This window comes from Pseudarthrobacter sp. 1G09, assembly GCF_050038305.1.
Lineage (GTDB): Bacteria > Actinomycetota > Actinomycetes > Actinomycetales > Micrococcaceae > Arthrobacter > Arthrobacter equi.
This window is the reverse complement of record NZ_CP188306.1, coordinates 2,151,327-2,171,208: the sequence shown is the minus strand read 5'-3', so window position 1 is coordinate 2,171,208 and position 19,882 is coordinate 2,151,327. Positions and strand designations below refer to the sequence as shown.

The window sequence follows — 19,882 nt, the reverse complement described above, 5'->3', positions numbered from 1 at the left end:
CTGAGCCCGTGGTGGAAGCAGCGGAGGCCGGGAACAGCAGGGCCACGGCCTACACCACCCTGTCAGCCGGGGAGGACTTCCGGCACGAGCTGGAAATCAAGCGCTCACGGTTCATCACCGTGCTGCGCCGGTCCGGCAGCGAAGACGAAGCACGATCACTGGTGTCAGACCTCCGCCGCGAGTTCCACGACGCCAGGCACCACTGCTCCGCGTTCGTCATCGGACCGGACCGTGACATCCAGCGCTCCAGTGACGACGGCGAACCCTCCGGAACCGCCGGCATCCCGATGCTGGAAGCCCTCACCAAGAAGGAAACCGTGCCCGGGGCCACGGACCTCAGCGACGTCAGCGCCGTCGTCGTACGCTATTTCGGCGGCATCCTGCTGGGCGCCGGCGGCCTGGTGCGTGCCTACTCGGAATCTGTGTCCTCGGCACTGGCTTTGGCGCCCCTGGTGCGGCGCAGCCGGCTGCGGATCTGTGCCATCCCCGTGCCGCACGGCGTTGCCGGACGGCTTGAGAACGATCTCCGTGCCGGCGGTTTCACCATGGCGGGCACCAGCTACGGAGGCAGCCATACACTGCTGCGCATCGCCGTGCCGGACACCGACCCTGAAGTCTCCGCCGCGGCCGAACGGGTGCTGGGCCTGACCGCCGGGTCCGCCACGCTGACCCCTGAGGGAACGGAGTGGATTGATGTTCCCAACGCCTGAACCGCCGCACTCCCCCGGCGTGACGCTGGTGGACGTCGATGAGCTGGTGCTGGAACAGCTGCTGTCCCTTGCGCAGCGGGACGCGTCCCCGGACGAGGTTGCTCCCCCGCTGGGCGGACCCGGCTGGAACCCGGAACGCACAGCGTGGTTCCGAAACTACCACCGCGAGGCCGCGGCCGGACTGGACGGGGCGGCCGGGGAAAAGAGCTGGGCAGTCTTCAGCGCCGGCCACGCCGCAGGGTCCGTGCGCCTGAAACGGGTGGCACCGGCAGGAGTCCCCACCGCGGAGACCGGCATCTGGCTGGGACGGACCTACCGGTCCCGGGGCATCGGCAGCGCCGCGCTGACGCTGGTCCTGGAACACGCCCGCCGTGCGGGACTCTCCCGCGTCACCGCCCGGACGCTGGCCGGCAACCGGGCCGCCCGGCAGCTGCTGGCCTCAGCGGGCTGCCGCCTCACGCCCGACGACGACGGAACGGTCCTCGCCGTCGTCGACCTTTAAGTCCGCGCCGGCTTTAAACCAACAGGCCCCCTGCCGTGTGGGCAGGGGGCCTGTTGTGTCAGCCCCGAAGGGCCGGTGGCAATTAGTTGCCGGTCAGCTTCTCACGCAGGGCAGCAAGCGCCTCGTCCGAAGCCAGGGTGCCGGCACCGGAATCGGTGGCAGCGGGCTCCGAGGAGTAGCTGGTGGTACCCGAGTCGCTGTCGCCGGACGTTGCTGCTGCAGCGTCATCGGCGGCGTGCTGGGTAACCTGCTTCTTGTGGGCTTCCCAACGGGTCTGGGCGTCAGCGTACTGCTGCTCCCAGGCGGCGCGCTGGTTCTCGTAGCCTTCAAGCCACTCGTTGGACTCCGGATCGAAGCCCTCAGGGTACTTGTAGTTGCCCTCTTCGTCGTACTCTGCGGCCATGCCGTACAGAGCGGGATCGAATTCGGTGCTGTCGGCGTCGACGCCCTCGTTGGCCTGCTTGAGGGACAGCGAGATGCGGCGGCGTTCCAGGTCGATGTCGATGACCTTGACGAACAGTTCGTCGCCAACGGACACAACCTGCTCGGCCAGCTCAACGTGGCGCACGGCGAGCTCGGAGATGTGGACCAGGCCTTCGATGCCGTCTTCGACGCGGACGAACGCACCGAACGGAACCAGCTTGGTGACCTTACCCGGAACAACCTGGCCGAGGGCGTGGGTGCGGGCGAAGGTCTGCCACGGATCTTCCTGCGTAGCCTTGAGCGACAGGGAAACGCGCTCGCGGTCCAGGTCGACCTCGAGGACCTCGACAGTGACTTCCTGGCCAACTTCGACAACCTCGGACGGGTGGTCGATGTGCTTCCAGGACAGCTCGGAAACGTGGACGAGGCCGTCTACGCCGCCCAGGTCCACGAATGCACCGAAGTTCACGATGGAGGAAACGACGCCGGGACGGACCTGGCCCTTTTCCAGCTTGTTGAGGAACGTGGAGCGGACCTCGGACTGGGTCTGCTCGAGCCATGCACGGCGGGACAGCACAACGTTGTTGCGGTTCTTGTCCAGCTCGATGATCTTGGCTTCGATCTGCTGACCGATGTACGGAGCAAGGTCGCGCACACGGCGCATCTCGACGAGGGATGCGGGCAGGAAGCCGCGCAGGCCGATGTCGAGGATAAGACCACCCTTGACAACCTCGATGACGGTACCGGTGACGACACCGTCTTCTTCCTTGACCTTCTCGATGTCGCCCCAGGCACGCTCGTACTGAGCACGCTTCTTGGAGAGGATCAGACGGCCTTCTTTGTCTTCCTTGGTGAGCACCAGGGCTTCGACCTGATCGCCAACGGAGACGACGTCTCCGGGATCAACGTCGTGCTTGATGGACAGCTCGCGGGAGGGGATGACACCTTCGGTCTTGTAACCGATGTCGAGCAGGACTTCATCGCGGTCGACCTTGACGACGGTACCTTCGACGAGGTCTCCGTCGTTGAAGTACTTGATGGTCGCGTCGACTGCTGCGAGGAAGTCCTCAGCGGTACCGATGTCGTTAATGGCGACTACGGGGGTACCGGGCTTCTCGGTGGAGGTGATGGTCATGTAGTAGGGGCTCCGTTGTGGATAGTTAGTCGGTCAGGTCAACCGGCGCGCCCGCGTCATGGAACGCAGGCGTGATTTTCGGGAAATCCGATGGATTCCCCGGGTCATCCTGATTTATGGATTGGTGTACTGAAGTGTTTTATCACCGCAGAAGCGTGCACGTGGTACACGCCCGTTTATTCTAGTCGCAGCGCGCAACAAGGGTCAAAAGCAGCAGCACATCCGGCGCCTTGGCGATCCGCCCCCGGCGGAGGTCCGGCTGCGGAACCGGTCAGAAGTGGGTAAGGCAGTGTGTTGCCCGCTCAACGGCGAACATCTGCTTAGCCTTGAGTGCGGACCCCTGCGTGGCCTCGCGGATTTTCCCGGCCGCCTTCAGCGTCACCGGGCACACACCGCCCAGGTAGATCGAGGACAACGCGGAGACGTCCAGTTCGAGGTCGGCGGACGTTTCGTCGGGGACGCGTTCGACGGCGGCCTGGCCGCCGTCGACATCAAGGGCGAAGGTTCCGCCGGTGAGGCCGAGGGTGTCCCCGACGGCGAGGACCAGCCGGCCGTCTGCCGGGTAGTGCCTGGCGGCCAGCGCCGAGGAAACGTCGAGGAGCCGCAGCCACAGCATGTCGCGGCTGTCCGAGGCGTCGATGCAGCGCGGGTCCACCAGCGCCCAGGCCAGTGGATCGTCCACCGGCGCCTCGTTCCAGGAGACCCGCTCCACGAGGTCGATGGCTGCAAGGTACTCCCACAGCTCAAGGTAGGCGTGGTCCGTGGCGGCCACCAGGTCCACCACCTCCACGGTGTAAGGCTCGGTTTCCCATCCGAGGAACTTGTAGGAGACGTAGCCGTCCACGCCGCCGTCGGCAGCATAGTGGAGCGCCACCTTGATGGCCGGGTCCTCCTTGCCGTCGCGGCCCAGGGAGCCCGAGGCCAGCTGACGGTACCAGTCCTGCCGGCCGATGGAGCCAGGGGTGTTGCGGTGGACGCGGTCGAAGACGGCCGGCGCCACGTCCAGCAGGACCTTGGGGTCGGCGACGTCTATGGTTCCGGTGGCCTGGTGTGCGAGCTTGAAACGCGCCGTGGTGTCCACCTTGATGGAGCGCTCGAGGCTGGCCACGCCGTAGCCGAACCGCCCGTAGATGGATCCTTCGGAGGCCGTCAGCGCGGCGACCGCTATGCCGTCGTCCTTGGCACCCTGCAGGTCCTCGGTCATCATGCGTCGCAGCAGGCCGCGCCGGCGGTGCGACGTACGTACGGTCACGGCCGTGACCAGCTGGGCTTCGAGCATGCGGCCGAAGCCGATGTTCAGCGTTTTCCGGAACGTTCCGAACGTGGCCACCGGGACATCTGCCGGCAGCGACGACGGTGCCACAGTACCGGTCTGGTAGGCGCCGGTGAAGATGCGGCCGTCCACTTCGTAGGTGGCGAGCGAACGTTCGCGGTGCTCGGGGGTCCGGGTGGACTCATGGAATCCGAACCCTACGGCCTGCGCCCAGGTTTCGGCTTCGGCGTACCCGTTTTTCCCCTTGGATACCGCCGGGAAGCGCCGGATGTCATAGTTTCCGCTCAAATCAGCCACAAGGGAGAGCGTAACCAATGCATCCGGCGCCTGACCAGCGCGGACACGCCCGGGACCGGGCGGGTCTGCCCACGCAGCCTAGTGGCCGGCGTCGTACCAGGAGGGCCCGACGCCGATCTGGACTTCCAGCGGCACGGTGAGGTCTGCGGCGGCGGCCATCTGCTCGGTGACCAGGGCCTCCACCGCCGCACGCTCTCCGGGCGCCACCTCGAGGACGAGTTCGTCGTGGACCTGCAGCAGCATCCGCGACTTGAGTCCCTGGGCCTGCAGTTCGGCGTGGACACCGAGCATGGCCCGCTTGATGATGTCCGCGGCAGAGCCCTGGATGGGGCTGTTGAGCGCAATGCGTTCGGCGTTCTCGCGGAGCTGGCGGTCCGTGCTGGTGAGGTCCGGCAGGTAGCGGCGGCGGCCTTCGATGGTGGAGGTGTAGCCGTCCACCCTTGCCTGGTCCACCACTCCGCGCAGATAGTCGCGGACGGCACCGAACCGGTCGAAGTAGTCCTTCATGAGGGTGCGGGCCTCATCCACGGAAATCTCAAGCTGCTTGGACAGCCCGAAGGACGTCAGGCCGTACGCCAGGCCATAGGACATGGCCTTGACCTTGGAACGCATGGCGCTGGTGACCTGGTCCGTCGGCACGTGGAAGATGTTCGAGCCGACGAACCGGTGCAGGTCCTCGCCGTCCTTGTACGCCTGGATCAGCCCGGCGTCGCCGGAGAGGTGCGCCATGATGCGCATCTCGATCTGGGAATAGTCCGCGGACAGCAGGCACTCGTATCCGTCACTGACCACGAAGATGCCGCGGACGCGCCGGCCTTCCTCGCTGCGGATGGGGATGTTCTGCAGGTTGGGGTTGTTGGACGAGATCCGGCCCGTGGCTGCTACGTTCTGGGCATACGTGGTGTGGATGCGGCCGTCGTCGGCCACCGACTTCTTCAGGGACTCGATCATCTGGCGCAGCTTGGCGGCTTCACGGTGGGCCATGAGCTGGACCAGGAACTCGTGGCCGGTTTTCTCCAGGAGGTTCTTCAGCGATGCGGCATCGGTGGTGTAGCCGGACTTGATCTTCTTGGTCTTGGGCAGCTGCAGTTCCTCGAACAGGACCGTCTGCAGCTGCTTCGGCGAGCCAAGGTTGACCTCATGGCCGATCGCCGCGAAGGCCTGCTCCTGCGCCTGGTCGATCACCCTGGCGAGGTCGGCGAGCTGTTCGTCCATGCGGTCCAGGTCGATCCCGATGCCGGCCAGTTCCATGTCCGCGAGGACACGGCTGACCGGCAGCTCAAGCGTGGACAGGAGCTCTTCGGCCCGGCGTTCCTTCAGCTCGGTTTCGAAGAACCGGCTCAAGGCGGAGACGACGGCGGCAGCCTGGACCAGTGCCTCGGCGGCGGCGGTGTCGTTGCCGTCGAAGGACAGCTCCAGCTGGCCTGCCTTGGCGGTGACGGCCGGCATGCCGACATTGAGGTGGTGCTGGGCGAGCTCGGCGAGCTCGTAGGTGCGCCGGTCCGGCTGGATGAGGTAGCCCGAGATGGACGTATCGTCCACCACGCCTTCGAGCTCCAGTCCGCGGGCGGTGAGTGCCTTCAGTGCGGCCTTGAACCCGTGCAGCACCTTGGGCGATTCGGGGTCGCGGAGCCAGGCCGCCAGCTCATTTTCGGTGTCCGCGTCAAGGGCGGCGAGGTCCAGGTAGACGGCGCCGCCCGCACGGACGATGGCCACGCCGGCGGCGTCTTCGCCGATGCGTCCCGGGACGAGGTCGACGGCGAGGGCTGAGCGCTGCCCGTCCCCTCCGGCCAGGAACGCGGCCAGTTCGTCCGCGGTGGCCGGGACGGTGTAGGCGGGCGCCTCGATGCTTTCGCGTTCGGCGGCGGGGGCGTCGTCGTTGCCGTAGAGCGCGAAGAGCCGGCTGCGGATGGTCTTGAATTCCAGCTCATCGAAGAGGTCTTCCAAGGCCGCCTGGTCGGGGCGGGGCTCGTACAGGTCATCGAGGGTGACCGGCAGTTCCAGGTCTGTGTGCAGCTGGTTGAGGCGCCGGTTCCGCTTGACGTTGTCCACGTTTTCGCGGAGGGAGTCCCCCACCTTCCCGCCGATGGAGTCGAGGTGTTCCAGGACCCCTTCGAGCCCGCCGTAGAGGTTGATCCACTTCGCCGCAGTCTTGGGACCGACGCCGGGTACGCCGGGGAGGTTGTCCGCGGTCTCGCCCACCAGCGCGGCGAGGTCCGAATATCGGGACGGCGGGACGAAGTACTTCGCTTCGATGGCCGCGGCGTCCATCCGCGGGATGTCGCTCACGCCCTTCTTCGGGTAGAGGACAAAGACGTTGTCGGTGATGAGCTGGAACGCATCGCGGTCACCGGACACCAGAAGCACCTCGTGGCCGGCCTTCTCGCCCATCGCCGCGAGGGTGGCCAGGATGTCGTCGGCTTCGTAGCCGGGCATCTTGATGGTCTTGATTCCCCAGGCCTCCATCACCTGGCCGATGAGGTCGATCTGGCCACTCATCTCCCGCGGCGTTTCGTTCCTGCCGCCCTTGTATTCGCTGTATTCGGCCTTGCGGTGGGTCGATTCGTCGGAGACGTCGAAGGCCACGGCAATGTGGGTGGGCTGCTGTTCCTTGATGAGGTTGATCAGCATGGACGTGAATCCGTGGATGGCGTTGGTGTGCTGACCGTTGGATGTGGAGAATTTGTCTGCCGGCAGGGCAAAGAACGCGCGGAACGCCATGGAATGGCCGTCGAGGACCAGCAGCCGGGGCTGGCCGGTCATCGGTACGACGGGGGCGGCAGTGGCTGAAACCGACTCACCGGCTGAGGGGGCCGCATCCTGGGCAGCGGCGCCCTGCGGAAGTACTGGGGATGGAAGAGGGGCCGGTTTGGTTGTTTCACTCACAGGTGCCAGCCTAGTTGGCATGATGGACAATTTCACGCCCGGCCCCTTTGCGGCCGAGCTGACCGCGGCCGGCGTCCCGGAGCACCTGCACGGCTGGCTGGGACAGTTCGGCATCGGCGCGCTGGTGGTGAAAATGGGGATCCGGTTCCTGGAAATGAGCCCGGAACGGACCGTGGCCACCATGCCGGTGGAAGGGAACACGCAGGTGGCGGGGATCCTTCACGGCGGTGCGCACGTGGTCCTGGCTGAAACCCTTGGCTCGTTCTCAGCCGCCATGCACGCCGGCCCGCACCGGCACGCTGTGGGAATCGAGGTAAACGCCACCCACCACCGGTCGATCGCGAAAGGCCTGGTGACCGGCACCTGCACCGCCATTCACCTGGGCGGCACACTGGCCACGCACGAAGTCGTCATGACCGACGAAGCGGGCCGCAGGCTATCCACGGCCCGGATCACCAACATGCTCCGCGACAACGTCGGGGCTTAGGGCGTCCGGCGGAACCTCTAGGAGGTTCCGCCGCTGAGCAGGTAACGGGACTCAACGATGCCCCTGCCCAGGGTTCGGGAGGCAGTCAGCTCAAGCGGCGGCGTCGGGCCCTGAATGGGCAGCAGGCGCTTGCCGTCGCCCAGGATGACAGGGATGACGGAGAGGATGATCTCGTCCAGGAGACCCGCAGCTGCGAACTGGGCGGCAAGGTTGCCGCCACCCACCACCCAGATGTTCCGGCCTGCGGCGTCCGCGCGGAAGTCATCGGCAAACTCGGTGACGCCACCCCGGACGAATGTGATGTCAGAGCCCGGCGGGGCCGCGTGTTCGTGGTGGGTGAAGACGTAGCAGGGGGTGGACGGGTATGGCCATTTGCCCGGTTCATGTTCCATCAGCCAGGCGTAGGTCTCACCGCCCATGACGATGCAGCCCACATCTGCCATGAACGATTCGTAGCTTTCGCTGCCGCCCTCGAAACCGTCGAACTGCAGGAGCCAGCCGAGATCGTCCCCGGAGGTGGCGATGAAGCCGTCCAGGGAGGCGGCGACGAAGTACTGGATGCGTGGCATGGGCCAAGCCTAGCCAACGGCGCAGGGCCTGCCCAGTACGTCTGCCGTGGCCGTTGTGCCGGGCAGGACCGCGGTGGCCGCCTGGAGGACGGTGGCTACTTGGAGAAGTACGGAATGATCAGGTAGAGCCCGAAGAGGACCGCGGCACCACAGAGGCCAAAGCAGACGTAGGCCAGTGACCGCTTCAGCCCGGGAGAGGGCTGCTGGGCATCGGCGGCAATCGCCGTCAGCCGGACACCCAGCGCGTACAGCGTCACCACCGTGGAAGCGGCAATGAGTGTGGCGCCGGCAACTGTGAGGAGTTCCAACCACTTCATCGCTGCGTTTCCTTCGAGTTGGTTGCGTCGGCGTCGGCCGGCGCCTGTGACTGCGGCTCCGGTTCCGCCTGCGGCCTGGCGTTTGCCGTGGCGCTGGCTTCGGCTTTCGCTTTGGCCTTGGCTTCGGCGCGTGCCCGGGCCATGGCCTTCTTCTTGGCGAAGCGGACGGCCTGCCCGGCTTCCTCGACCTCCACGGCGTTGTGGTGGCCCACTGCGGACTTGCGTGAGTAGAAGAACATGAACAGCACGGCGCCCGTACCGGCGATCGCCGCGATGAGGACTCCCACCACCCCGGTGCTGACGAGCAGGGCAGTCAGCGCGCCGACGATGCCGGCCGCCGGAAGGGTGAACAGCCAGCCGATGGCAATCTTTCCCACCATGTTCCAGCGGACGGTGGTTCCCTTGCGGCCCATCCCGGAGCCGATGACGGAACCGGAGGCCACCTGCGTGGTGGACAGCGCGAAGCCCAGGTGCGATGAAGCCAGGATGGCTGATGCGGTGCTGGTCTCGGCGGCGAAGCCCTGGGCCGGCTTGACCTCGGTGAGGCCGGATCCCATGGTGCGGATGATGCGCCAACCGCCGGAGTACGTACCGATGGCGATGGCCAGCGCACAGGCGGCGATGACCCAGAACTGGGGTCCGGTGCCCGGAGCCTGGGTGCCGGCGGCGATGAGGACCAGGGTGATGATGCCCATGGTCTTCTGCGCGTCGTTGGTGCCGTGCGCCAACGCCACGAGGCTGGAGGTGAAGATCTGGCCCGTGCGGAAGCCGCCACGCTTTTGCGTCAGCTTGCTGCCCGTCTCGGGATCATGCCGGGACGTCAGGGCATAGGCGAGGCGGGTACACACATAAGCAACCAGCCCGGCGATAAGGGGTGCGAAGATGGCCGGCAGGATGACCTTCTGCAGCAAGCTCTCCAGGTTGATGGAGTTGAAGCCGATGCCAACGATGGCCGCACCGATCAGGCCGCCGAACAGGGCGTGCGAGGAACTGGACGGCAGTCCCTTAAGCCACGTGATCATGTTCCAGAGGATGGCACCCATCAGGCCCGCGAAGATGATCTCCGGAGTGATCGGACTCGCGCCGGAGCCTTCGCGGATGATGCCGCCGGAAACTGTCTTCGCCACCTCAGTGGACAGAAAAGCGCCCACCAGGTTGAGGAGGGCGGCCAGAGTCACCGCGGTCTTCGGCTTGATGGCACCCGTAGCGATGGGTGTTGCCATGGCGTTCGCGGTGTCGTGGAAGCCGTTCGTGAAGTCGAAAAATAGAGCCAGTGCAATGACCAGCGCCACCATGAAGGTGATGTCCACCTGTTGCCCAATCTGCAGAGTTGGTGTTCAGCAGTTTCCGTACCCCGGCTGCCGTGCACAGCATAATTCACCGGATGTTCGTGGGGAATGTCCTGTGCTGCTAACCAAACCGGTGCGAAACCCTATCGATCGTACGCGTCCATGGCAGCAGGTCAAAACAGCGATCCGGCCAGGAAACACCGGACGGACTCCAGTTCGGCGGCCGAGATTCCGCGCCGGGGATCCGGGGATACGGCAAGCATCCGGCGGCCCAGCAGCCGCACCCATGACTGCGCTTCCGCCTCATAGCCGAGCTGGTCATCGATCCACACGGCGGCCTCCGGACCGGTGGCTTCCACGTGGTCCATGATGGCCTGAAGTTTCCACCACCCCTCCCCCGTTCCCGCTCCGGCCGCCGTGAGATACGGCCAGTCCCTGCCGTCCAGGCCGATGGCCGGGCACAGATACTGGGGGGCAAGCTCCTCCCAGCTGGTGAGCCACACGCAGCGGACGCCTTCAGTGCCGGCGATGCTGTTGAGCCCGGTGACCAGCTCAGCGGCATAGGCCACGGGCAGCAGCCCGGCGTCGGCCCGACGCCACGCAGTACCCCAGCCGGTGGTTCCAGCCGGCCCAAAAGGGCAGATGACGCCGTCGACGTCGATATACAGCGTGCGTGCCACGGTGTCCGTCCGCGCGGGTCAGCCCGGCTGGTCCGATGGCGTGCGTCCGGTGTCCAGGCCTGGCGCAGCGAGCCTCTCGAGCGCGGCAATGGTCACGTCCGGCAGGACGATCAGGCCGTCCAGTTCCCGCCGCGCCCGCTTGTAGGCGGCCTGGCGCTCCGCCGGGGTGGCGGCCGCGTTCTCAGCAATCATCAGCAGCTTCCTGGCCGTGGCGAGCCGCTCACGCTCCGGCCCGGAAAACTTGCTGTCGCGGATCCGGCGGGCTTCCCGCTCCGCCACGTCCAAGGCAACTGCAAAGGCGTTCACTGCCGTCCGGTAGGCGTCCAGCTGGGCCGGCGACAGGTCAGCGGAGGAGTGGGGACGCTGGCCGTCGGCGTCGCGCTTGGCCCGCAGGAACGCGACGGTCAGGGGTTCGCGCACGTCTGTCATGAGGGGAAAATCGATGAGCTTACCCACGTCGAGTTCGTACTCGAGCCAGCGCCGGTTGGTGGCGTCATGCGTGGCGGTCAGCGCCTCCACGTCGGCTGCCGAAGCCTTCCCGGCCTCCCGGGCCTGGTTCTTCAACGTGAGCAGTTCCACCTTGCGCCGGTGCCGCCGCTCGCTGGCTTTGCGCCACGAATTGGCATAGTGGCCGGCGAAAGCGGTCAGCGGAAAGACCAGCCACCATTTATCGGAGAGGAAATCAAAGAGGTGCTCCACTGCACCATCCTCGCAGGCGCCAGGGGCTGCCTCAAGGCTGCGGCGTAGCCGTTGGTTCATGATGTAGGTCATCACAGGACAGGAGCACAGGCATGAGTACCAGGACCGCCCTCGTCACGGGAGCATCCTCCGGAATCGGAGAGGCCACCGCCAGGAAACTCCACGCCCTGGGTTTCACCGTGTACGGCGCCGCACGTCGGACCGGCCGGCTCCAGGACCTTGCGCGGCACGGCATCAGCCCGCTGGCCATGGACGTCACCGACGAGGCATCGACGTGGTGGTCATTGAACCCGGCGGGATCGAAACCGAGTGGGGCGGCATCACAGCAGACTTCGTTGAGGAAACCTCCGGCAAGAGACCCTGCGCGGCCCAGGCGGCCCGCAGGCTCCTCACCGACCGGATGTTCGACACGCTCATCAGCAGGGCCGTTGGCCTGCCGCGGGCATAAGAACTGGACTTGCGGTCGGGTGTAGCACCGGCCAGGAACCGGGAAGGGCACCCCTGCGGTATTTCGCGGGGGTGCCCTTCGCTGATTTGACTGCCGGATCAGGGGGCGTCTGCGGCACGCTCCCCCGCGTTGGCGTTGACCAGCCACGCGACGCCGAACCGGTCCGTGCACATGCCGAAGACGTCACCCCACGGGGATTTCTCCATGGGAACGGTGACGGCGCCGCCGTCGCCGCTGAGCTTGTCGTAGTATCCGCGAAGCTCCGTTTCGTCTTCGCCGCTGAGGGAAATGGAGATGGCGGAGCCCTCGCTGAATTCCATGTGGTTGGGGGTGTCCGAGCCCATGAGCACCAGGCCGTTGGGCGTGGTCAGCATGCCGTGCATGACCTTCTCGGCTTCTGCCGGGTCCTCGGCCATCTGGTATTCACCGAACGTGCTGACCCGCAGGTCGCCCCCGAAGACTGACTGGTAGAAGTTCAGGGCCTCGCGGGCGTTGTCCCGGAAGCTGATGTACGGGTTGAGGATGGTCGGCATACTGGATCTCCTTCGCATGGTGTCGTGCTCATGAACCAGACAACATCCTGCCCCATGGGCGCCCCTGGGAATAGGGGTTGCGGCTGGCCGCCCCGCCCGGTTGGTCAGGGCACGAACCGGTACCCAATGCCGGGTTCCGTGAGCAGGTGCCGCGGCTTGCCGGCGTCGGTTTCCAGCTTCCGCCGCAACTGCGCCATGTACACGCGCAGATAGTTGGCCTCTTTGACGTAGCCGGGACCCCACACCCGTGCCAGCAGCTGCTGCTGCGTGATGAGCCGGTCGGGGTTCAGGACCAGGATTTCGAGGATCTTCCATTCGGTGGGCGTCAGCCGGACCACAGTGCCACCGCGGTCCACCCGGCGGGCCGCCAGATCCACGCTGAACGCCGCGGAGGCCACCACGGGTGCCGCTTCCGGGGCAGGGACGCGGCGCTGCAGGGCGCGCAGCCGTGCCAGGAGTTCGTCCAGCCCGAAGGGCTTGGTGATGTAGTCGTCGGCGCCCGCGTCCAGGGCGCCCACCTTGTCCGCCGAGCCATGCCGGGCCGACAGCACCAGCACCGGCATCGTGCTCCACCGCCGCAGGTCCCGCAGCATTTCGACGCCGTCCATGTCCGGCAGTCCCAGGTCCAGGATCAGCAGGTCCGGCGCGTGCCGCGACGCCGAAAGGAGCGCCGAGGCGCCGTCGGCGGCCGCGTCCACGGCGTACCCGTGGGCGGCAAGGGTGATCCGCAGCGCCTTCAGGAGATGGGGATCATCGTCCACCACCAGCACCCTGGCGGGGGCAGCCGCTGCGCCGGCCGCCGTCGTATCCTGGTTCGCCGGCGTCATGCCCCCGCCCCTCCCGCCGGCCCGGCACCGGGTCCCGTGAGGGCACGGCCGGCAACCGGATATCCTGCCACGGGTGGCCCGGCGGACAGCGGCAGGCGGATGACCATCGTCAGACCGCCGCCCGGCGTTTCTTCAGCGTCGAGGCTTCCGCGCATCGCCTGCACGAAACCCTGTGCCACGGCCAGTCCCAGCCCGATGCCGGTTCCCTGATCCGCGTCCCCCAGCCGCTGGAACGGCTGGAACATCTCCACTACCTTGCGGGCCGGGACACCCGGGCCGTGGTCGATGATGCGCAGCTCGCCGGCAGGGTGGCCGCCCGGGCCGGCTTGCTGCATCGGGGTACCGGATATGGTGATGCCCGAACCGGGGGCGTATTTCAGGGCATTCTCCACGATGTTGGCGATGGCGCGCTCCAGCAGCCCGGGGTCCGCTTCCACAGCCGGCATGTTGGCAGGAAGGGCCACCGTTAAAGCTCCGGCGGGGCACGTCCGGAGGGCATGATCCACAGCGACCCGCCACCGCACGGGTTCCAGCAGCGGTTCCACGGACTGGGCAGTAATCCTGGACATGTCCAGGAGGTTGCCCACCAGCCCGTCCAGCCGGTCAGTGCATTCATCGATGGTTTCCAGGAGTTCCCGCCGTTCCTCCGGACCATAGCCGACGCCGTCCTGGAGCAGGCCCCCGGCCGCCAGCTTGATGCCTGCCAGCGGTGTCCGAAGATCGTGGGACACTGCCCGGAGGATGGCGGTCCGCATAGCGTTCCCCTCGGCAAGTCGGGAAATCTCGAGCCTGCTCGCCTCCAATTGCCGCCGTTCGAGCCGGGCCCGGACATGAACCCCGAAGGCGTCCAGCAGCCGGCGCTCCGCCCGGGGAATTTCCCGTCCGAACAGGAGCAGCCATGTGCGGCTGCCCAGTTCTTCGGCAGTCCGAGCCGCCGAACCGTCCGGGCCCCCGTCCCAGTCCGGGATGGCCCCCGCTCCCGCCACAAGTTCCCAGCCCGGCTGCGGAGGGTCCGCGGCCGCCGTGACCACGGCGGCTCCGGAGACCCCGAAGACACTCAGTGACTCCGAAAGCAGCGCCTGCAGCGAGTCCTCTGAGCGGGAGGCCCCCAGGGCCAGGTCAGCCAGGGTTGCCGCTTCGGCCCGGGCGAGGGCCGCTTCCTTGGAGCGGCGGGCTGATCCGTCCACCACGCCGGCCACGGCAACGGACACGCCCACGAAGACGCCCAGCGCCAGGACGTCCTGGGGGTCGTGGATGGCAAGGTCCCCCACGGGCGGCGTGGAAAAGTAGTTGACCAGCAGGCTGCTCCAAAGGGCACCGGCCACAGCCGGCCACAGCCCGCCCACCAGGGCCACAGCCACCGCTCCGGCCAGCTGGACCAGCACCGCCGTGGCCACGCTGTGGTCCTGGACGGCGAGGAGCAGCTGAAGCACTGCCGGAAGGAACGCCGCGAGCGCGAATCCGGCCAGGGTCCGGCCCCGGCCCAGTTCGGTCCGCGCACGCCGCATCGGGTGGGCGGCCGGGTCGCGGGGCACCACCTGGACATCGATGTCGCCGGCGTCGCGCACCACCCGGGCTTCAACGCTGCCGCGGAACAGTCCCGCAATCCGCCGCCGCCGGGACTGTCCCACCAGGATGTGGGTTGCCTGCACCGACCGCGCATAGTCCAAGAGGGCCTGCGCGACGTCGGTTCCGGCGAGCGCGTGGTACTCGCCGCCCAGGCCGGCAACTGCCCGCCTCTGGTCCTCGAGGGCGCGTGGCGAGTCGCCGCGGGTCCCTGAGGGGGTCCTCACGTGCACCGCCAGCAACTCCCCGCCTCCGCGCCCCGCAAGGCGCGCGGCGCGCCTGACCAGGAGTTCGTCGTCGTCTCCGCCCTTAAGGCCGGCGACGATCCGTTCTGTTGCCATGAGGCACATTCTTCCACCGTTGCGGCAGGTGGACGCGCGGTGGGGCGGCGCGGTGTGGGTCCGCTCACAACGGTGTTAAGGATGCATCAAGATCGCCCGTTTACCGGTTCCGCGGCCCGTGCCCGGTGCTACGTTCGGCTGTGCCCGGCGGCGTGCCGGGACTTTGAATCGAAAGGCATGGCGATGACCACCATGAGCCGGCCCCCGGCTGATCCCTCGGCCCCACCGCTTCCCCGGGGCGTGGCGATGAAGAACTGGCTGCTGTTCGGGCTGCAGGACACCAAGGGCACGCACCAGGGTCCGGGCGGCGTGGCAGCCAGCGGGCACCGGAAGCACCGCTGGTGGCAGGTGATGTGCCTGACGGGCGTGGACTACTTCTCCACCCTGGGCTACCAGCCTGCCATCGCTGCCCTGGCCGCCGGTGCCATCTCCCCGCTCGCCACCCTGGTGCTGGTGGCGGTCACCCTGTTCGGTGCGCTGCCCGTGTACCGCCGGGTGGCGGCGGAGAGCCCGCGCGGCGAGGGGTCCATCGCCATGCTCGAACGCCTCCTTCCACGTTGGGGCGGCAAGCTGCTGGTCCTGGTCCTCCTCGGCTTCGCGGCGACCGACTTCATGATCACCATGACGCTGTCCGCCGCCGATGCCACCGCCCACCTGATCGAGAACCCCTTCGCACCGGGCTGGCTGCACGGCCAGAATGTCGCCATCACCCTGGTGCTGTTGGGACTGCTCGCGGCGGTGTTCCTGCGCGGCTTCAAGGAGGCCATCGGAATCGCCGTGGTCCTCGTGGCCGTGTACCTGGCACTGAACGTGGTGGTGGTGGCCCGGGCACTCGCCGAGGCAGCCACCCACCCGGTGGCGGTCAGCGGATGGTGGGATGCCCTCACCACCAGCCACGGAAACCCCCTCATGGCGGTGGCGGTGGCGCTGCTCGTCTTCCCCCGCCTGGCACTGGGCCTGTCCGGTTTTGAGACGGGCGTGGCCGTGATGCCGCAGATCCGGGGCGCCGCCGGCGACACCGAGGCCAACCCTGCGGGGCGGATCCGCGGCACCCGCCGCATGCTGACCACTGCCGCCCTGATCATGAGCACGTTCCTCATCACCAGCAGCTTCGCCACGGTGGTCCTGATTCCGGAGCAGCAGTTCCAGCCCGGCGGCGAGGCGAATGGACGGGCCCTGGCGTTCCTGGCGCACACCTACCTGGGCCCGGAGTTCGGGACCGTATACGACATCAGCACCATCGCCATCCTGTGGTTTGCCGGCGCCTCCGCTATGGCCGGGCTCCTGAACCTCGTACCCCGGTACCTGCCCCGCTACGGCATGGCGCCGGAGTGGGCCAAAGCGGTCCGGCCCCTGGTGCTGGTCTTCACGCTGACGGGCATCCTCATCACGGTGCTGTTCGAGGCCGACGTCGATGCCCAGGGCGGTGCCTACGCCACCGGCGTCCTGGTGCTGATGACCTCCGCCGCAGTTGCCGTGACGTTGTCCGCGCGCCGGCTCCGGCAACGGCGCAGGAGTTTCGGCTTCTCCGTCATTGCGCTGCTCTTCCTCTACACCACGGTGGCCAACATCTTCGAGCGGCCCGAGGGCATCCGGATTGCCGGGTTCTTCATCCTGGCGATCGTGGCTATCTCCCTGCTGTCCAGGGTGCTGCGGTCCTTCGAGCTGCACGCCACCCACGTCCGTCTGGACACTGAGGCGCTCCAGTTCGTCACCTCTGCGGTAGCCGGCCCCATCGGCATCATCGCCCACGAGCCGCTGCGCCAGTCCGCCGAGGCGTACCGCCGGAAACTGGCCTCCGCCACTGAAGCGAGCCACTTCCCGGACAACGCAACCCCCCTGTTCCTGGAAGTGATGGTGGACGACTCCTCGGACTTCGAAACGGCCCTCGAAGTACGGGGTGTCCTCCGCCACGGCTACCCCGTGCTGGAAGTCCACGGCCCGGTGGTTCCCAACACCATCGCCTCGGTGCTCCTGCACATCCGGGATGTCACGGGGCTGATGCCGCACATCTACTTCCGCTGGACCGAAGGCAACCCGGTGTCGAACCTCCTGCGGTTCCTGGTGCTCGGCGAGGGCGAGATTGCCCCGGTGACCCGCGAAATCCTGCGCGAGGCCGAACCGGACGTCACCCAGCGCCCGTGGGTCCACGTCGGCTGACCCGGATGAAAAGTGGTGCCTAACGCTCCGGAGGAAAGTAGGCTCGGGTGATGGCCAGATTTTTCGATGTTCACCCGCACGATCCCCAGCCCCGCGCCATTGCGCAGGCCGTCAGCATCGTCCGCGACGGCGGGCTCATCGCCTACCCCACAGACTCCTGCTATGCGCTGGGGGCACAGATGGGCAACAAGGACGCACTGGACCGGATCCGGACCATCCGCCATCTGGATGGCAAGCACCACTTCACCCTGGTGTGCCGTGACTTCGCCCAACTGGGCCAGTTCGTGAACATCGGCAACGATGTGTTCCGGAGCATCAAGTCCGTGACACCCGGAAGCTATACGTTCATCCTGCCGGCTACCAAGGAGGTCCCCAAGCGGCTGCTGCACCCCAAGAAGAAGACGGTGGGAGTGCGGATCCCGGACAACCGGGTAGTCCAGGCCCTGCTGGCCGAACTGGGTGAACCGCTGCTGTCCAGTACCCTGCTGCTGCCGGACGAGGACGAGCCGCTGACCGTGGGCTGGGAAATCAAGGAACGCCTGGACCACCAGGTGGACGCCGTGATCGATGCCGGCGACTGCGGGGCCGAACCCACCACGGTGGTGGATTTTTCCAGCGGGGTGGCCGAGGTGGTCCGGCGCGGCATGGGAGACCCGTCACGCTTCGAGTAATCGCCGGGCCCTGACCGCCTTCCCTGGGCACTTTGCCGCCGGCCGCCGTCGTACATCACGACGCCGGCCGGCGGGTCGGTGCCACCGCGCGCCGCTGCACGATTCGCGGCTCAGTCCTGCTTCCTGGCGCGGCTCGGCTGGACCCTCGGCGGTTCGCCGGGCATCTTGGGGTAGTCCGGCGGGAAGGGCATCTCGCCGAGCCCGTCCTTGACGTCCCTGTCCCACCACTCCAGCAGGGTGCCGATGCTGCCGGGCTTGTCACCGAACCCGGCCCAGGGGTCGCCGACCGTTTTCAGCCGGTCCGGGACGGTGAGGACGGTGAACTTCCGGGGATCCGTGCTCTCCAGCTCATCCCACGTGAGGGGACAGGAGACCGGCGCGTGCGGCAGGGCGCGGGGACTGTAGGCGCCGGCGATGGTCCGGTCCCGGTTGGCCTGGTTGAAGTCCAGGAAGATCCGCTCACCGCGCTCCTCTTTCCACCACGCCGTGGTCACTTTGTCCGGCATCCGCCGTTCCACCTCGCGGGCAGCGGCGATGACGGCGCGCCGGACGTCCAGGAATTCGCGGACCGGCTCGATCGGGGCGTAGACATGCAGGCCGCGGTTGCCTGAGGTTTTGATGAACGATTCGAGTCCGGCTTCGGCCAGGACATCCCGCAGCACCTGGGCGGCCGGGATGGCGTCATCGAAGTCCGTACCGGGCTGGGGGTCGAGGTCGATGCGGAGCTGGTCCGGATTGTCCGTGTTGTCCGCCCGGGACGGCCAGGGGTGGAACACCACCGTGTTCATCTGCACGGCCCAGACGGCGGCCGCCGGCTCGTCCAGTACCAGCTGCGGATGGGACCGCGCGCTCGGATAGACCACCTTGACGGACCGGACGAAATCCGGGGTGCCCCTGGGCGGGTTCTTCGAGAAGAACATCTCGCCGTCGATATTGTCGGAGTACCGCTGCAGGGACACCGGACGGTCCCCGTTCGCTGCGATGAACGCCTCCCCCACCTCGCAGATGTACCGGGCGAGATCCAGTTTGGTCAGGCCCAGGTCCGGGAACAGGACCCGGCTGGGGCTGGAAATGCGCATCTCACGCTCGCCGTGGGGGCCCGGGACGGTGATGGTGGTCTGTTCGCTCGCCATGGGGACAACGTACACCCCGCGGTCCGCACGGCAGCACATTTGCCCTGCCAGGTCCGGCATGATGGATCCATGCCCGCAACCGATCAGCACCTGTCCATCGCGGTGGGCGATACCGCCGTCTCCGCCGACTACGCCCGCCCGGACAGCCCGGCGGGCCCCGTATCCACTGTGGTGGTGGCGCACGGCGCCGGCGCCGGCATGGAGCACCCGTTCCTGCGCGGGTTCACCGATGCCCTGAACGGGTTGGGCCTGGCCACGCTCCGGTTCAACTTCCCTTACCGTGAAGCGGGCCGCAAATTTCCGGACCGCCCTCCGCTGGCCATCGCCACCTGGCGGGCCGTCATGGATACCGCCGCGGAGCAGGCAACGGTCCACGGTGACACAGGCCCCGTGTGGGCCTGCGGTAAATCATTTGGCGGCCGGATGGCGTCAATGGCCGTGGCGGAGGGGATGCCGGCGGCCGGCCTCATCTACCTGGGCTACCCGCTGCATCCGCCGGGCAAGCCGGAGAAGCTGCGCGACGAACACCTGTACGGGCTGGCCACGCCCATGCTGTTCCTGCAGGGCAGCCGGGACACCTTTGCCACTGCCACCCTCCTTGAAGACGTGGTGGCCAGGATCGGCCCGACGGCGGTCCTGCAGTGGGTGGACGGCGGCGACCATTCCTTTGCGGTGGCGGGGGCTAAACGGCCCGCAGACCAGGTTGGTGCCGCGTTGGCGGCGCCGGTGGCGGATTTCATCAGATCCAGCGGCTGATAACGCCATGGCCCGGCGCGGGCTAGGCGGCGTCTTCGTGCCACCAGCCCTCCCACGCTGCAGAGGTCAGCCGGCCCGCCGGGAACGTGCCGGACTCGGTGTTGCGGGATCCACCGGCTTCGTTGCGGCGGCCATCCAGCAGGAGGGTGAGGCTGGTCAAGAGAAACATGATGGGTCCTT

Annotated in this window: 20 protein-coding genes and 1 pseudogene; 8 read left to right on the top strand and 13 right to left on the bottom strand. The window is 67.3% G+C overall.

All coding sequences use genetic code 11. The annotated features are described in order from the left end of the window. Positions 1 to 8 precede the first annotated feature (8 nt). Positions 9 to 710 (top strand): IMPACT family protein, encoded by a 702-nt coding sequence (locus ACP3TD_RS09975; RefSeq protein WP_426762705.1) that lies wholly within the window; start codon positions 9 to 11, stop codon positions 708 to 710. Next, positions 694 to 1,212 carry a GNAT family N-acetyltransferase gene (locus tag ACP3TD_RS09970; protein WP_426762703.1) on the top strand — a complete coding sequence of 173 codons (519 nt, stop codon included), beginning with the start codon at positions 694 to 696 and terminating at the stop codon, positions 1,210 to 1,212. The genes ACP3TD_RS09975 and ACP3TD_RS09970 overlap by 17 nt, the downstream gene beginning before the upstream one ends. Positions 1,213 to 1,294: 82 nt before the next feature. Here ACP3TD_RS09970 and rpsA read toward each other — a convergent pair whose 3' ends face one another. The 3 genes from rpsA to polA all read right to left on the bottom strand — a co-directional run bounded on the left by rpsA (position 1,295) and on the right by polA (position 7,061). Further along, complete coding sequence (gene rpsA / locus ACP3TD_RS09965) at positions 1,295 to 2,770, bottom strand: 30S ribosomal protein S1 (protein ID WP_056078912.1); 1,476 nt, start codon at positions 2,768 to 2,770, stop codon at positions 1,295 to 1,297. A gap of 271 nt (positions 2,771 to 3,041) precedes the next feature. Further along, complete coding sequence (locus ACP3TD_RS09960; RefSeq protein ID WP_426767192.1) at positions 3,042 to 4,331, bottom strand: GNAT family N-acetyltransferase; 1,290 nt, start codon at positions 4,329 to 4,331, stop codon at positions 3,042 to 3,044. An 87-nt stretch (positions 4,332 to 4,418) separates the two neighbouring features. Then, positions 4,419 to 7,061: a DNA polymerase I gene (gene polA / locus ACP3TD_RS09955; RefSeq protein ID WP_426767190.1), complete on the bottom strand. Its 2,643-nt coding sequence runs from the start codon at positions 7,059 to 7,061 to the stop codon at positions 4,419 to 4,421. Between the two features lie 184 nt (positions 7,062 to 7,245). Here polA and ACP3TD_RS09950 point away from each other — a divergent pair, with 184 nt between their 5' ends. Next, complete coding sequence (locus ACP3TD_RS09950; protein WP_426762702.1) at positions 7,246 to 7,713, top strand: PaaI family thioesterase; 468 nt, start codon at positions 7,246 to 7,248, stop codon at positions 7,711 to 7,713. 17 nt (positions 7,714 to 7,730) lie between these two features. On the opposite strand, the gene ACP3TD_RS09945 is transcribed toward ACP3TD_RS09950, so the two are convergent. From ACP3TD_RS09945 to ACP3TD_RS09925, 5 genes are all read right to left on the bottom strand, one after another. Then, complete coding sequence (locus ACP3TD_RS09945; protein WP_426762700.1) at positions 7,731 to 8,282, bottom strand: dihydrofolate reductase family protein; 552 nt, start codon at positions 8,280 to 8,282, stop codon at positions 7,731 to 7,733. Positions 8,283 to 8,377: 95 nt separating this feature from the next. Then, the gene (locus tag ACP3TD_RS09940) at positions 8,378 to 8,599 is read right to left on the bottom strand and encodes a hypothetical protein (protein ID WP_426762699.1); all 222 of its coding nucleotides are present in this window, start codon (positions 8,597 to 8,599) and stop codon (positions 8,378 to 8,380) included. After that, positions 8,596 to 9,909 carry an anion permease gene (locus ACP3TD_RS09935; RefSeq protein ID WP_426762697.1) on the bottom strand — a complete coding sequence of 438 codons (1,314 nt, stop codon included), beginning with the start codon at positions 9,907 to 9,909 and terminating at the stop codon, positions 8,596 to 8,598. Before ACP3TD_RS09935 ends, ACP3TD_RS09940 begins: the two co-directional genes overlap by 4 nt. A 152-nt stretch (positions 9,910 to 10,061) precedes the next feature. Next, a complete protein-coding gene (locus ACP3TD_RS09930) occupies positions 10,062 to 10,568 on the bottom strand; it encodes an HAD domain-containing protein (protein ID WP_426762695.1) in 507 nt (168 codons plus the stop codon). A gap of 18 nt (positions 10,569 to 10,586) precedes the next feature. Next, positions 10,587 to 11,267, bottom strand: a complete 681-nt coding sequence (locus ACP3TD_RS09925) for a hypothetical protein (RefSeq protein ID WP_426767188.1) — start codon at positions 11,265 to 11,267, stop codon at positions 10,587 to 10,589. A gap of 92 nt (positions 11,268 to 11,359) precedes the next feature. Here ACP3TD_RS09925 and ACP3TD_RS09920 point away from each other — a divergent pair. Beyond that, positions 11,360 to 11,527 (top strand): annotated as a pseudogene (locus tag ACP3TD_RS09920) (SDR family NAD(P)-dependent oxidoreductase); the annotation flags it as partial. Between the two features lie 14 nt (positions 11,528 to 11,541). Continuing rightward, positions 11,542 to 11,715, top strand: a complete 174-nt coding sequence (locus ACP3TD_RS09915; RefSeq protein WP_426767316.1) for a hypothetical protein — start codon at positions 11,542 to 11,544, stop codon at positions 11,713 to 11,715. Positions 11,716 to 11,813: 98 nt separating this feature from the next. Here ACP3TD_RS09915 and ACP3TD_RS09910 read toward each other — a convergent pair whose 3' ends face one another. From ACP3TD_RS09910 to ACP3TD_RS09900, 3 genes are all read right to left on the bottom strand, one after another. Beyond that, entirely contained in the window at positions 11,814 to 12,248 is a 435-nt protein-coding gene (locus ACP3TD_RS09910; RefSeq protein WP_091719993.1) for a VOC family protein, read from the bottom strand. A gap of 104 nt (positions 12,249 to 12,352) precedes the next feature. Then, complete coding sequence (locus tag ACP3TD_RS09905; protein WP_426762693.1) at positions 12,353 to 13,075, bottom strand: response regulator; 723 nt, start codon at positions 13,073 to 13,075, stop codon at positions 12,353 to 12,355. Continuing rightward, positions 13,072 to 14,982, bottom strand: coding sequence for a DUF4118 domain-containing protein (locus tag ACP3TD_RS09900; RefSeq protein ID WP_426762692.1), 1,911 nt, complete (start codon positions 14,980 to 14,982; stop codon positions 13,072 to 13,074). The genes ACP3TD_RS09905 and ACP3TD_RS09900 overlap by 4 nt, the downstream gene beginning before the upstream one ends. 183 nt (positions 14,983 to 15,165) lie before the next feature. On the opposite strand from ACP3TD_RS09900, the gene ACP3TD_RS09895 reads away from it, so the two are divergent. Both ACP3TD_RS09895 and ACP3TD_RS09890 read left to right on the top strand, forming a co-directional pair. Then, positions 15,166 to 17,142 carry an amino acid transporter gene (locus ACP3TD_RS09895; protein ID WP_426762691.1) on the top strand — a complete coding sequence of 659 codons (1,977 nt, stop codon included), beginning with the start codon at positions 15,166 to 15,168 and terminating at the stop codon, positions 17,140 to 17,142. A 50-nt stretch (positions 17,143 to 17,192) separates the two neighbouring features. After that, positions 17,193 to 17,813, top strand: coding sequence for an L-threonylcarbamoyladenylate synthase (locus tag ACP3TD_RS09890; protein WP_426762690.1), 621 nt, complete (start codon positions 17,193 to 17,195; stop codon positions 17,811 to 17,813). Between the two features lie 110 nt (positions 17,814 to 17,923). Here ACP3TD_RS09890 and ligD read toward each other — a convergent pair whose 3' ends face one another. Next, complete coding sequence (gene ligD, locus ACP3TD_RS09885) at positions 17,924 to 18,946, bottom strand: non-homologous end-joining DNA ligase (RefSeq protein ID WP_426762688.1); 1,023 nt, start codon at positions 18,944 to 18,946, stop codon at positions 17,924 to 17,926. 69 nt (positions 18,947 to 19,015) lie between these two features. Here ligD and ACP3TD_RS09880 point away from each other — a divergent pair, with 69 nt between their 5' ends. Continuing rightward, positions 19,016 to 19,702, top strand: coding sequence for an alpha/beta family hydrolase (locus ACP3TD_RS09880; protein WP_426762687.1), 687 nt, complete (start codon positions 19,016 to 19,018; stop codon positions 19,700 to 19,702). Between the two features lie 22 nt (positions 19,703 to 19,724). Here the strand turns inward: ACP3TD_RS09880 and ACP3TD_RS09875 are convergent, their stop codons facing one another. After that, complete coding sequence (locus ACP3TD_RS09875) at positions 19,725 to 19,871, bottom strand: hypothetical protein (RefSeq protein ID WP_426762686.1); 147 nt, start codon at positions 19,869 to 19,871, stop codon at positions 19,725 to 19,727. Positions 19,872 to 19,882: the final 11 nt, after the last annotated feature.